Origin of the sequence: Mesotoga sp. (assembly GCF_035363035.1) — a bacterium.
Taxonomy (GTDB): Bacteria; Thermotogota; Thermotogae; order Petrotogales; family Kosmotogaceae; genus Mesotoga.
In genome coordinates, this window is the sequence record NZ_DAOSEH010000003.1 from 11,941 (window position 1) to 24,938 (window position 12,998).

Sequence of the window (12,998 nt, forward strand, 5' to 3'; positions counted from 1 at the left end):
CTGCGCCACCCCCTCACTGTACCGGTACCATGCCGGAGAATCCGAGGAAGGCGAGCGCCATTATGCCTATGATAATCATGGTCAGACCCGGTCCCACGAGCTGTGGCGGGATATCCTTCTCGCGCAAGCGCATCCTCATAGTCGATAGCGCGACTATGGCCAGCCACCAGCCGGCACCCGAGCCGAAACCGAAGAAGAGCGACTGCATCAGGTTGTAATCGCGTATTATCATGAAGAGCACGCCGCCCAAAATCGCACAATTGACCGTGATCAGGGGAAGAAAGATCCCGAGATTCATGTAGAGCGATGGAGAGAAGCGGTCGATCAACATCTCCAGAAACTGGACAAAGGCCGCGATCACTATAATGAAAACGATGTACCGCAGGTAAACCAGCTCCAGCGGCACCAGTATGTAGTAATATACCAGATAGTTGAGGACGGAGGTCAAAGTCAGAACGAAAGTGACGGCCATTCCCAGTCCGTTCGCCGTCTTGATATCTTTCGAGACGGCGATGAAGGAACACATGCCGAGAAAGTTGCTCAGTACCATGTTGCTGGTCAGCGCGGCGGCCACCATTATGACAAAAGGATTGAGCGGAACACCCATCTACGACTCCCCCCTTCACTTCTTCTTAACCAGCGGCGTTCTGGCTATCCATATTATGGTGCCTATGATGAAGAACGCGCTGGGAGCGGTTATCATTATTACCCACGGTGTGAAACTCTCGGGAAGGACTCTCAGGCCGAAGATACTGCCAAAGCCCAAAAGCTCCCTGATAAAGGCGATCAGGAGAAGGATCAGCGAGTAGCCGACTCCGGCCGAGACACCGTCTATGAAGGAGAGAACAGGCCCGTGGGACTGTGCGTAGGCCTCGGCTCTGCCCATTATTATACAGTTGGTTATTATGAGGCCGACGTAGGGGCCTAGCGCCTTGCTTATCGAGGGCAGGTAGGCCTTGAGCACTATATCGAGAATTATGACGTATGTGGCGATTATCAGCACCTGTACAATCATGCGGACGTTCTTGGGTATATACTTTCGCAGGGCAGAGATCGTGAGTGAAGAGAAACCCGTCGCGAAGGTCAGACCGATGCCCATGATCAGGGTGTTGGTCATGTTGTTCGTCACGGCCAGAGCCGAGCAAATTCCAAGGATCTGTACGATGACCGGGTTGTTTTTCCAGATGTTCGCCATGAATGTCTCTTTTTTCGATTCAGCCATCTCAGTTCACCACCTTCAAGACCTTTGGAAAGACTTCGTTCATTGCCTTGTCAATCAGTTTCTGGATAGCTTCGGAAGTTCTCGTGGCTCCGGTTATGGCATCGACCTTCGAATCCTCGCTGGAAGAGGTGTTCTGTCCCGAGACCACCGCAATTCTGCCGGAAGGGCCGGCCGAGATTCTTTCATCCCTGAACTGTTGCTGGAAGGCCTTCTCGTCTATCCTGCCGCCGAGACCGGGAGTTTCGGAGTGTTGCACAAAGTCGATTCCCACCAGCCTCGTCCCGTCGGTGTTGACCGCTATCAGGCCGGTAATCGTTCCCCACAGACCGGGACTCTGAACGGTGAAGGCGTAGACAGACTCTCCTTCAACCTGCGCCCGGTAAACATCTACCTCGCCGTGAAGCTCGACGATCTTCTCTCCGTAGAGCTCCTGTATCTCTTTACTTGAAAGCTTGTCGTCTTTCTGGACAAACCCGAAGACGTATAGCAGGGATTTCTGGAAGTCCAGCTTCTCGTTGACCTCGATCGTGCCGCTCGCCAGCGCGTTTATACTGGCCAGGACCAGCGTGAAGACGAGTGTGAGAGCAAAGGCAAAAAACACCGAATACAGTTTGTCTTTCATGATTTTTTCACCTTCCCCGGAGTGTTGAGATAGTCGATGAGAGAGGCAAAGGTATTGGCGATGAGCAAGGCGAACATGAATCCGGCACCAAAGAGCGAGAAGGTGCCTATAACGACCGAGAGCGCCCCTATCAACCCTCCGTATATCCACTTCGAACGTTCCTTCTTGGGAGCGCTTATGGGATCGGTGGCCATGAAGACCGCCCCGAAGAGGATGCTGCCCCCGAATATCCACGCCAGAGGATTGAGGCGGGTCGGATCGAAGAGAAAGATTATTCCCGACATGACAAAAGCCGAGACGAGAGTAGAGAGTATTATCTTCCACGAGGCAGTTTTGGTTATTATGAGATAAACCGCCGCCGCTATGATAAGCCACTTGGCGGTTTCGCCGGATGTTCCCGATACGTTTCCGAAGAACATCTTCCACATAGATATATCGCCCCCGCCCCTTATAACGTTCACCGGTGTTGCCATGGTGACTATGTCCGAGGCGATCCAGCGACCGAATCCCTGGCCCCACGTACTGACGGCCGGAGTCCAGCTCTGCTGAACGGCAGCCGGGAAGCTAACATAGACGAAGGCCCTGCCGACCATGGCGGGGTTGTACAGGTTTTTCGCAAAGCCGCCGAAGGCCATCTTCGCAAAAACGACACCGAAGGAACTTGACACGATAACTATCCAGAAGGGGACGGCCGGCGGAAGAATGAGCCCGACCAGAAGACCTGTAACGATGACTGCCTCGCTGACTGGTTTTCCCTTCTTTCTTTCGAAAAGCCATTCGATGAATACCGCCATAAAAGTTGAGAGAAAGGTTTTTATGAGGACGACCCAGCCAAAGTTCCCGATTGCGAAGATCAGGATGGGAATCAGCGAGTAGATAACCTTTCGCATCATGGGTTGCTTTTGGAAAAACTTCTTCTGCATCCTTGGCACCTCCGAAAGCTATGCTTGACTATAATTATGGTCATACTGTATAATCATAACGGGGTGGTTCATTTGTCCAGATTGCATGAACTCTCTTTCTATTCACTGGCAGAAGCAAAAGCACATTTTTCCAGAGTCGTTGATGATTGCGAGAAAGCCGATATAATTATAACAAAAAATGGAGTCCCCAAGGCAGTTCTCATGGACTATGGAAAGTACGTGCTGCTGAACAAGTTTTTGGAAAGGGTCTACGACCTGTATCTTATGGATGCCGGCGATGAAGCAATGAACGTTGAGATAAGGGATTTAATTGTAGAAGTTGACGATGAATGATGGAGGTGAACTATGGCAGAAGTCATCCTTGAGAAAGTTGGAAAGACTTATCCGAACGGTTTCAAGGCCGTTCTCGATGCAAATCTGAAAGTTGACGACAAAGAATTCGTGGTTCTGCTCGGCCCTTCTGGGTGTGGAAAGACCACCACTCTAAGAATGATAGCCGGTCTGGAGGAGATCACGGAGGGAACAATCAAGATCGGTGGAAAAGTCGTAAACGACGTGGAACCAAAGGACAGAGACATAGCGATGGTCTTCCAGAACTACGCTCTATATCCCCACATGACGGTTTACGAGAACATGGCCTTCGGTTTGAAACTCAGAAAGACCCCAAAACCCGAGATCGAGCAGAGGGTGAAGGAAGCGGCCAGAATCCTTGGCATCGAGCAACTTCTTGACAGAAAGCCCAAGCAACTCTCAGGCGGTCAGAGACAAAGGGTTGCCGTCGGAAGAGCGATAGTCAGGAATCCGAAAGTCTTCCTCTTCGACGAACCGCTTTCCAACCTCGACGCCAAGTTGAGAGTCCAGATGAGAGCAGAGTTGAAGAGACTCCACCAGAACCTGCAGGCAACGATCATCTACGTTACCCACGATCAGGTAGAAGCCATGACGATGGCCGACAAGATCGTCATTATGAAGGATGGAATAATTCAGCAGATCGGTGATCCATATTCGGTTTACTTCGAGCCGAAAAACAAATTTGTCGCCGGCTTCATCGGTACCCCCGCCATGAACTTCATAAGCGCAAAGCTGGTCTCCGAAGGCGGAAAGACCTGGGTTGTAAAAGAGGATATGAAGGTACTCGTGCCAACCGACAAAGCGGCGAAATTGAAGGATCTGGTTGGTAAGGACATCACTTTCGGCATCAGACCCGAGGATATCTACGACAAGATGTACGCGGTGGCTCCGAAAGACGAGTTCACAGTTAAGGGGAATGTCGACGTTGTTGAGCCACTGGGAAGCGAAACGCTGATACACGCCAATATCCACGGGGACGACATCGTGGCCAAGGTCGATCCCAAAAGCAGGGCTGCGGCCGGACAAATGATCGATCTCGTGTTCGACATGACCATGCTCCATGTCTTCGATCCAGAAACCGAGGAGAATGTACTGGCCGGAACGCACGAAAGCGCACAACCGAAAGTTTGAAGAAGTTTTATTCATAAAAAAAGGTGGCTTGCGCCACCTTTTTTTCTTCCCGGATTACTGCTTGGCTTGCACGTAAGATTTAACCGTTGCGGTAAGTCTGGCCTTCTTTCGTGAAGCTGTATTTTTGTGGATCGTTCCCACTTTTGCAGCCTTATCGAGGGTGGAATATACTTCACTCAACATCGTAGCGACCGAGGAAACGTCCTCGCCCTGCTCGATGGCTTTGTAAAGCTTCTTTGAAGCGTTTCTGAACTTGGTTTTGACGGCCTTGTTGATCATAGTCTTCTTGGCAGTCTGTCTCACTCTCTTCTTTGCTGAAGCATTGTTAGGCACTTAGCACTTCTCCTCCTTTCGGGATTTACAGATTATTTTATCATTAATCTAAGGCTTTCTTCAATTGCTCGACCATATCGACTTTTTCCCAGGGCAGATCGATATCCATCCTTCCAAAATGGCCGTAAGCTGCCGTTTGTCTGTATATAGGTCTTCTGAGGTCGAGTTTATCTATGATAGCACCGGGTCGGAAATCGAAGGTCTTCAAAACGGCCTTTCTCAATTTCTCAAGATCGACTTTCTCGGTGCCGTATGTATCGATCATGAAAGAAACAGGTCTGGCAACTCCTATGGCGTAAGCCAGTTGCAGGGTTATTTTCTCTGCCAGTCCGGCAGCCACTATGTTCTTGGCGGCGTACCTGGCCATGTAGTGGGCCGATCTATCGACCTTGGTCGGATCCTTTCCACTGAAGGCTCCCCCACCATGAGGAATCCATCCGCCGTATGTATCGACTATGATCTTTCTTCCGGTAAGACCTGTATCGGCCGCTGGACCACCCCTGACAAAGCGACCGGTTGGATTGACGAAGATCTCTACCCCTTCCAGAAGTAACTCGTCGTCTATCACCGGTGAAATAACATTCTCCACTACCAGACTCTCGATCTCTTCTCTGGTCAGGTCGGGATCGTGCTGGGTAGAGACGACAACGGCGGTTACTCCTACCGGCCGACCGTCGGAGTACTTCACGGTCACTTGTGTCTTTCCGTCGGGTCTGAAGCCCTTCACTATTCCCTCTTTTCTCACATGAGCCAGCCTGAGGGCAAGCCTGTGGGCAAGCACGATTGGAAGAGGCATCATCTCTGGAGTTTCATTCGTCGCGTAGCCGAACATCATACCCTGATCACCGGCTCCTATGGTATTGTATCTATCTGAATCGTCCTTTTTGGCTTCGAGTGATTTATTGACTCCCAGAGCGATATCTGGCGACTGCTCGTCTATACTTGTAAGAACGGCGCACGTCTCACCGTCGAAACCGAACTTCGCCCTGTTGTAGCCGATTTCAAGAATCGTATCCCTTACTACCCTTGGAATATCTACATATGCTTTGGTGCTGACTTCCCCGGCTACCACTGCTACTCCCGTCGCCAGAAGCGTTTCCACAGCCACCCTGGAATTCTCGTCCTGCGTCAGCATCGCGTCGAGTATCGCATCGGATATCTGATCTGCCATTTTATCGGGATGGCCTTCCGTGACGCTTTCACTGGTGAACAACCAAGTTTTCATCTAATTGCCTCCTTATAGCTGAATCTATTCTTCGTACTCTTCTTTAGAAAGGAATTTACCACCAATTATATCAAAGGAGAGCGGCTTGAAGGCTCTGTTAAAGTCGGCGTAAATCTGGATCTTATTCTGACAATTGCCCCCAATGAACTCTTTGTCCAGTCTGTAAGCGCCTTTTCCCTTTCCGTAATTCACACTTATGTCATAGTATTTTCGTAAATGACTCCTGAATTTCTCTCCGCATTTCCCGCACTGAAAATGCACCACAACCGTGTTGCCGCTGTCATAGAAAGGATTTTTCGAAACATCTCTCTCTTTCTTTTTGAAAAACATTTCAACTACCTCCTCATGACTATCCTGAACTCTTTTGAAGCCTCATTCCCCCAGTGATCGCGTACCACGATTTTCGCATCCCTGGGGTTGCTCCAGTCGATATCGTCCCAGATGTTCACGGGTAGTACGCTCAGCGATTTTTTGGAGTTGAGGTTGAACCAATAATCCGATTCGTTCGAGGGTGAGGAGTAGATTTCATAGACTCTAGTGGCCTCATCCTCGTCAAAAAACATAAAATCTATCTGATAGATCAAACTATTTTCGACGTAGAGCTCTATACTTCTGGGGCTGACCGGATGTCTGAGTTGCACTTTAGTGTGGAGATCTATCGGGGTCAATGCGGTCATTTCAACGGTCGGTTTACCCGAAGAGAAACTATATATCTTTCCACCGACTCTCAAATCGAGTATCTCGATCGCAGAGGACGGCTGACCCGTATCGAAATAGAGCCCGGGATTGATAATGGTCTTCATCGTGCTGTCCCTGACTTCAATATGGAGGTGCGGAGCAACATTTCCACTGTTGCCGGATTTGGCCACCACTTCGTTGCGCTTGAAGGGCAGTTCTCTCGGATCGAAAACCACCTCTACGTACTGGTCGCCGAATTCAGAAGAGAGCTGGTGGTATAAATCGTTCAACTTTCTTCCCGTCAGTGAAGAGGTGTCTCCGATCTCGTTGAGGTGGGCGTAAATAACGTTTATACCCTTTTCGTTGGTGAGAACGTTCGTCACGTTCGGCAGGGTAATCGCGATGCCCATTCCGTATATCGGGTGATTGATGTAGATAACGTTTACATAAGAATCGTCCGGAGATACTAGATCGAGGCCGACTATACTTCCTGTAGAGTAATCCAGGCCCATGTGGAAATGTTCCGGATAATTGATGTTTCTCGAATTGCCCCTGAACTCTCCAAAGTATCCGGTAATCTCGGGAGTTCTTTTGAGAGGAAAGGGCAAGATCGCCGAGAGCGATAGACCGGCCACCAGAGTAACTATCAGAACCGCCAACAGTTTTTTCATCATAAGCATTTTCCCTCCTCACAAATAGAAGAAATCATCCTTTCATGTATCTCATCGGAGGATAAGTACTGTATCTCAATCACATCGTCTCCGTACTCTTGCGAAACAATTTCGAGGGAATCCCTGAATTTCATGAAACTGGCCAGAGCTTCCGGTTTCAGCCTGAGAGTCCATCTTTTTTTCTCCACATCGAGCGCCCTCTGGATCGCCAGGACGAGCCCGTCGATGTTCTCTACCTTGAGCGCGCTGACCATTACAGAGTCCGGGAAGATGCACCGCAGTTCAACGAGTCTCTCATCTGTGCATCTATCTATCTTGTTGAAGACGTGGAGGCTCTTTATCTCTCCCCCGCCGATCTCTTCGAGCGTCTTCCCGACGATCGCAAACTTCTCCCTGACGGCCGTGTCAGAAGCGTCCGAGACTATCACCAGCAGATCGGAGAACCTGACTTCGTCGAGGGTCGCCCTGAAACTCTCCATCAATTCGTGTGGAAGCTCGCGTATGAACCCCACCGTGTCGGAAACGAGTATCTGCAACCCCGAAATCAACCTGACTCTCCTGACCCTGGTATCTAGGGTGGCGAAGAGCTTATCCTGAATCAGCAGATTCTCCCCGCTCAGCAGAGAAACCAGAGAGGATTTCCCCACATTGGTGTAACCCACGAAAGAAACCAGCGGGCTGGCGGAACCGACCCTCCTCTTTCGGGAGACTTCTCGCTGTCGTTTAAGTTCCTCGATCTCCCGTTTGAGGTGCGTTATCTTTTCCTGAGCGAGCCGTCTGTCGATTTCAAGCTTTTTCTCGCCCGGTCCTCTGGTACCGATACCTCCGCCCGTCTGCGAGAGCATTCTACCGTAGCCCTTCAGCCTCGGCAACTGATACTTAAGACTGGCGAGCTCGACTTCGAGTTTACCTTCTTTAGTGGTGGCGTGGTCTGCGAATATCTTCAGGATCAACTGGGTCCTGTCCATTACTTTAATGCCTAGATGTTTCTCGAGGTTGAAAGCTTGAGAAGGAGAGAGTTCGTGACGGGTGATGACGATTTCGGCACCGTAAGATTCCAGCATTCTCCTGGCAAAATCAACCTTTCCCCTGCCGAGATAATGCCTGGGATCGGGATAATCTAGATTCTGTATCACTGTTTCGATAATATTGTAATTGGCCGTCCTCGCCAGTTCGTTGAGTTCACCGACGATTTCCGACCTGGTTTCCTGTTCACCCGGAGAGAAAACAGCTATAAGCAGTGCGTCTATGCTTTTTTCAATCCTCCTTCTTACCGGTCGTATTGGTCAATCTCACGTATTTCTGAGGAACCATCATCTTTATAGCATGCTTGTAAACAAGCGTCTGCTCCTGTCCATCCTCGAGAAGGACCGTGAAATTATCGAAGGACTTGACCATCCCTTTAGTCTGAAAACCACCTTCCAGGTACATCTTCACTTCAACCTTGTTGACCCTCAGCAGGTTTAAAAAACGGTCCTGCAGATTGAACTTTTCAGCCATAATTACCCCCCCAAACTAAGAGAATTGTTCTTTCGAGTGTCGATACAGCACAGGACTCAGTAAGATTCGAAAGATCGATTTCAAGACCCGAATACCTTCTGAACCAGATTATCTGACGCCGCGCGTATCTCCTTGTATTACATTTTATCTTCTCCAGAGCTTCTTGTGAAGAAATCAAACCCCTAATACATTGTACCATTTCGGCGTAGCCTATTGTCTTCAACGCATTGATATTTGCAGTGTAACCCATGGCTAAAAGTTCCCGCGTCTCTTCCATCAGACCCTGCCTGTACATCTCTTCGACTCGCGATTCGATTCTCCGATGTAGCTCACTCCGGGATCGGTTCAGGACGATCACTTTGAACCTGTCTGAAATTACTTTCTCGTTCTGCACTTCGCTCAGTGCCCTTCCTGTCAGGAAAAAGGCCTCGAGATACCTTATAGATCTCTTCAAATCGTTCTCGTGAAGGCGCCCGTAGGCCTTGCTGTCGATAGCCTTCAGTATCTTACGCAATGAGCCGGGGCTGGCCCTTTCGAGTTCGGCAAGGGCCTCGCGAACGCTCTCGTTACGTCCGGGAACGTTGGCCAGTCCTTTCATAAGAGCCTCGGCGTACAGACCGGTGCCACCGGCCAAGACCGGTATTTTCCCCCTGGATGTGATATCTTCGATCGCCTCCAGCGCCAGTTCTCTAAATGTCTTTACGTCGAAATCCTCATCCGGGTCCCTTATATCTATCAGCCAGTGTCTGAGACTTTCCCGTTCGCTTTTCGTAGGTTTGGCCGTTCCCACGTCCATGTGGCGGTAGATCTGTCTTGAGTCAACCGATACGACCTCTATGGGAAGTCTCATGGCTAACTTCAGTAGGAGGGCTGTCTTTCCCACGGCCGTCGGCCCGAGGATAACAGGTATCATCTCTTATCGACAACCCCGTATAGCACGCCGCTCTTCTTGCTTCCCCATAAACGGTCGAATTCGATCCCGAGCTCTTGGAAGAGAGTGTCCCTGGTTCGGCTTTTGAGTATGAATTTTCGGCGAGCTGCCCTGATCATCCAGTCAACATCATCTCTGTTTATCCTGTCATATACCGCGAAAGGCCTCAACGGATTTATCGAGTGTGAGCTGTACTGAGGTCTGTCGAACATTGGATCACAGTAAACTATATCATAAGAACCTTCTCCACAGCTCCTTACGAATTCTCTCAGGTCCCTGTTGTACAGTTCTATCCTGCCAGCGGCTTCCCTCGTCCAGTCGTCTTCGTAGGGGTAATTTTTCAAGCCGTGCGAAACAACCCTAAAGATGTGTTCTGAAGCCTCAAGCCCCACGACTTTTCCGTCGGGAAGAAAATTGGCGATCAGAAGGGCTTCGTTTCCCAGACCGAATGTGGTATCGAGAACCAGTTCAGTTCCCGCGAGTTCCATGCTTTTGATCAGATAATCGGAATCCTGCAACTTGATATTTTTCAGTCTGACTTTGGACATTCCAGGATGGAAGAAAAAGACTTCCTCACCCGAGCGTATTACGAGCTGGCCATTCTTGTCGAAGACGTAGTAGAAGTCCAGAACTTTCTCCTTTTCGTACTCCTTCAACCTGCTGCGTGATACGTATTTGACCCCCATCTCTTCGGCCAGATCTCTGGCCTTTGTCACTTCCTCCCTCGAAGGTTTGTACGAAGTTGTAACTATATAATTCATCAATAGACACCCGTGCCTTTCTCCTGCATCAATTTCCTCAACAATTCCAGCTCGGCCTCTCTTATCTGTATCTGTTTCTCCAGTTCGTTGTATAGCTTCTCCATGATCTCCAGCTTATGTTTCTCCTCTTTTAGCTTCGCTATCGCGTTGTAGTTAGTGATGAGAAGGAGTGAAAGCAAAAGAACCAGGAAGATAAAAATCCCCAGCGGAAAGATTTTCTTGCGCTTTACCCTGGCTATTTCAAACCACTCCTGGCTATTCCCGCTATGAAATACTTCTGGGTCAGCAGGAAGAGAATAACTACCGGTATAACCGAGAAAGTCGCGGCTGCCATCAGGAGATGGTAGTCGCTACCGGTGGCTGAACTGAAGTTTTGAAGTCCTACCGGCAGCGTTCTGATCTCCGGGCTTTTGGTAACGATCAACACCCAGAGGAAAGAGTTCCAGCTCCCGACGAACTTGAGCAACGCACCCGTAATCACGGCCGGTTTGGATAGAGGAACCATGACTGTCCACAAGAACCTCCATTTGGTGAGTCCGTCTATCATCGCGGCATCGTAAAGCTCGTTCGGTATCGTCATGAAATGTTGCCTCAATAGAAAGATGGCGAAGACGCTGACGACCCAGGGTACTATGAGCGCGTAATATGAATCGATCCAACCCAGAGCGGTGAGGGTTATGTAATTCGGTACCAGGAGAACTTCTCCGGGAACCATCATCGTTGCAAGGAAGAGTGTGAAGATAAGGTTCTTGCCGAAGAACTCCATTTTTGCGAAGGCGAAGGCTGCCATTGCAGCGAATATTATCTCGGCAAAAGTGGTGACTATCGCCACGAAGACGGTGTTGAAGTAATACGTTCCGAATGGTGCGGCGTTCCATGCAGTGACGTAGTTCTGGAAAAAGTTACTTATTGTCTCGGCGAACGTGAAGTTCGCTTTCGCCGAGGAGACATCGTCCTTGAACCAGACGGCCGGGATACCTTTCAGCTTTATGTCGAAGGATTTTGAACCCGAGGGAGAGATCAAACCCCTGAGGAAGACCTTTTCAACCTCGTCGGGCTTGGAAACGAGATCGAGCTCGGTGAAGATGTTCGAGTGCATCTTCGAGAAACTGCCGACCATCTCGGTCTCCTCCCACCTTCTTCTTATGAACCGGGCGAAGACTTCGGGATCGCTTTCGCCGGCAAATCTGGAGAGTCCGGCGGAGATCTTGCCGTAAGTTATACTCTGCCCCGCTGTCGTTGCAACCTCCCTTATTACCGATTCCAGCTCCTGATAGGAGCTTTCCGAGGTCATGATCTGTCGAACTCTCGAATCGAGCGAGGGGTCGGCAGCCACAAGCAGCGATGTTCTCAGGAAGTTCATGGCTTCATTGACCGTTTCCAGTACGGTCCGGGGACTGGAGAAGTGGCCCGCCAGACTGTCTCTGTAGTTTCCGTCCAGGTAAGTTAGAAGTATGGTGACGGCGTTCCTTATGTTCGACGGCGTCAGGGTTGACTTCAGATACTCCTTCGTTGCCGGATCGGCCTTCCAGGTGTCGATGGCCTTTATTACCAGTCCGTGGACCTGTTCATCGGTCCTTATCCTCCCCACTATCGAACCGCTCGAGAGCGAGACTGTCTGAACGCCATCGTAGAAGTTTCTGGCCTCTACGTAGAAATCCATGAGGTAGGTCCAGCGAATCGGCCCGTCGGAGATGCTTTCCAGCGACCGTTCAAACTGGTTCACGAGCATCGTCAACCTCGGGTCCGAAGATGCTTTCGATCTGGCCAGAGAGAGCGACTCCTGTGTATCCGCTTCTATCTTCGAGATGTTCTCGCGCATGAGACTTATGACAGTCGCCAGCTCGGGCAGTGACGTCACGCCCGAAGTGCCCGTCCTGTATGAATCCAGTCCGGCCATGGCCGTCTCAATTGCAGACACCGTATCGCTGAAAATATCACGGATCTCTTCCCGGAGTTCGGCCTTCAGCTGTTTGGTGGAGTCGTTGTCTATCGGGAGGTCCTTGAACGTTGTCTCGGCAGATTGAAGGAGTCTATCGATCGTGGATGAGTAAAGGGATTTCAGGGAATTGACCAGCACGACTCTCCTGATGAAGCCCGTATCCTGATAGATGGAAACCCCGAAGAAGCCGTCGAAGAAAGTTCCCGGATCATCCGTGTTTAACTTTTCGAGCTCGCCGGAATAGGTCTGTGGGAAAGCGCCTTTCAGGGAGAGAAACTTCTCGGCGAGCTCTCCGTATCGAGCCATGTCGAGATCGACCGCATAGAAGGCCGGCAAACCGTTGTTCGAGAGGAGCAGGATCTCGATCTCGCCGCGCACGATCGGATCGTCGTCGAGACTTACCGTCAGTGTATCGAAACTGCCCGTGCTCTCCAGAAGGGCTGCGAAGTTCCTGAATTCGCTCAGACTGAGCGTTGAAAGATCCACAGACGTCGAGGAGCTCTTCTGCTTGATTCTGGTCTTGAACTGGAAGGAACTGGCGGCATTCTTGGTCGTCCAGACCGGCGGCCAGGAAGAGACTTCGCTCGGCGCTTTGAAGGACGTGTCCACCATCCATGCGAAGGGTACCAGCATCAGGAAGGCGCCCCCGATGATGAGAACGTATATGAAAATCTTCGAAATACTCCTGGTAGATGATGTATTCACAGC

General features: G+C 50.3%; 16 protein-coding genes. 2 read left to right on the forward strand and 14 right to left on the reverse strand.

From position 1 onward, the window contains the following. Window positions 1-13: 13 nt before the first annotated feature. The 4 genes from PKX57_RS00945 to PKX57_RS00960 are packed head-to-tail and all read right to left on the reverse strand — an operon-like array spanning window position 14 to window position 2,767. A complete protein-coding gene (locus PKX57_RS00945) occupies window positions 14-607 on the reverse strand; it encodes an Rnf-Nqr domain containing protein (protein ID WP_213920676.1) in 594 nt (197 codons plus the stop codon). A gap of 15 nt (window positions 608-622) precedes the next feature. After that, complete coding sequence (locus PKX57_RS00950; protein WP_213920675.1) at window positions 623-1,222, reverse strand: NADH:ubiquinone reductase (Na(+)-transporting) subunit D; 600 nt, start codon at window positions 1,220-1,222, stop codon at window positions 623-625. Window position 1,223: 1 nt separating this feature from the next. Further along, window positions 1,224-1,844 (reverse strand): FMN-binding protein, encoded by a 621-nt coding sequence (locus tag PKX57_RS00955; protein WP_213920674.1) that lies wholly within the window; start codon window positions 1,842-1,844, stop codon window positions 1,224-1,226. Then, complete coding sequence (locus tag PKX57_RS00960) at window positions 1,841-2,767, reverse strand: RnfABCDGE type electron transport complex subunit D (protein WP_472415793.1); 927 nt, start codon at window positions 2,765-2,767, stop codon at window positions 1,841-1,843. The genes PKX57_RS00955 and PKX57_RS00960 overlap by 4 nt, the downstream gene beginning before the upstream one ends. A gap of 63 nt (window positions 2,768-2,830) precedes the next feature. Here PKX57_RS00960 and PKX57_RS00965 point away from each other — a divergent pair, with 63 nt between their 5' ends. Both PKX57_RS00965 and PKX57_RS00970 read left to right on the forward strand, forming a co-directional pair. After that, window positions 2,831-3,100 (forward strand): type II toxin-antitoxin system Phd/YefM family antitoxin, encoded by a 270-nt coding sequence (locus tag PKX57_RS00965; RefSeq protein WP_472415835.1) that lies wholly within the window; start codon window positions 2,831-2,833, stop codon window positions 3,098-3,100. A gap of 12 nt (window positions 3,101-3,112) precedes the next feature. Next, complete coding sequence (locus tag PKX57_RS00970) at window positions 3,113-4,249, forward strand: ABC transporter ATP-binding protein (RefSeq protein ID WP_169699876.1); 1,137 nt, start codon at window positions 3,113-3,115, stop codon at window positions 4,247-4,249. A gap of 54 nt (window positions 4,250-4,303) precedes the next feature. Here the strand turns inward: PKX57_RS00970 and rpsT are convergent, their stop codons facing one another. From rpsT to PKX57_RS01020, 10 genes are read right to left on the reverse strand one after another with little or no spacing between them, the layout of a single operon-like run. Beyond that, window positions 4,304-4,582, reverse strand: a complete 279-nt coding sequence (gene rpsT, locus PKX57_RS00975; protein WP_169699875.1) for a 30S ribosomal protein S20 — start codon at window positions 4,580-4,582, stop codon at window positions 4,304-4,306. A gap of 43 nt (window positions 4,583-4,625) precedes the next feature. Then, window positions 4,626-5,807 (reverse strand): methionine adenosyltransferase, encoded by a 1,182-nt coding sequence (gene metK / locus PKX57_RS00980; RefSeq protein ID WP_169699874.1) that lies wholly within the window; start codon window positions 5,805-5,807, stop codon window positions 4,626-4,628. A gap of 24 nt (window positions 5,808-5,831) precedes the next feature. After that, entirely contained in the window at window positions 5,832-6,137 is a 306-nt protein-coding gene (locus tag PKX57_RS00985) for a hypothetical protein (RefSeq protein ID WP_169699873.1), read from the reverse strand. A 5-nt stretch (window positions 6,138-6,142) separates the two neighbouring features. Then, the gene (locus tag PKX57_RS00990) at window positions 6,143-7,156 is read right to left on the reverse strand and encodes a M23 family metallopeptidase (RefSeq protein WP_169701045.1); all 1,014 of its coding nucleotides are present in this window, start codon (window positions 7,154-7,156) and stop codon (window positions 6,143-6,145) included. Further along, entirely contained in the window at window positions 7,156-8,439 is a 1,284-nt protein-coding gene (hflX, locus tag PKX57_RS00995; RefSeq protein WP_472413838.1) for a GTPase HflX, read from the reverse strand. The genes PKX57_RS00990 and hflX overlap by 1 nt, the downstream gene beginning before the upstream one ends. Continuing rightward, window positions 8,414-8,656, reverse strand: a complete 243-nt coding sequence (gene hfq / locus PKX57_RS01000) for an RNA chaperone Hfq (protein WP_169699872.1) — start codon at window positions 8,654-8,656, stop codon at window positions 8,414-8,416. The genes hflX and hfq overlap by 26 nt, the downstream gene beginning before the upstream one ends. Continuing rightward, window positions 8,649-9,569: a tRNA (adenosine(37)-N6)-dimethylallyltransferase MiaA gene (gene miaA, locus PKX57_RS01005; RefSeq protein WP_472415795.1), complete on the reverse strand. Its 921-nt coding sequence runs from the start codon at window positions 9,567-9,569 to the stop codon at window positions 8,649-8,651. Before miaA ends, hfq begins: the two co-directional genes overlap by 8 nt. Then, window positions 9,566-10,348 (reverse strand): class I SAM-dependent methyltransferase, encoded by a 783-nt coding sequence (locus PKX57_RS01010; RefSeq protein ID WP_169699870.1) that lies wholly within the window; start codon window positions 10,346-10,348, stop codon window positions 9,566-9,568. Before PKX57_RS01010 ends, miaA begins: the two co-directional genes overlap by 4 nt. Then, window positions 10,348-10,527: a hypothetical protein gene (locus PKX57_RS01015; RefSeq protein ID WP_231936738.1), complete on the reverse strand. Its 180-nt coding sequence runs from the start codon at window positions 10,525-10,527 to the stop codon at window positions 10,348-10,350. Before PKX57_RS01015 ends, PKX57_RS01010 begins: the two co-directional genes overlap by 1 nt. Window positions 10,528-10,583: 56 nt before the next feature. Beyond that, entirely contained in the window at window positions 10,584-12,995 is a 2,412-nt protein-coding gene (locus PKX57_RS01020) for a carbohydrate ABC transporter permease (protein WP_472415797.1), read from the reverse strand. Window positions 12,996-12,998 lie beyond the last annotated feature (3 nt).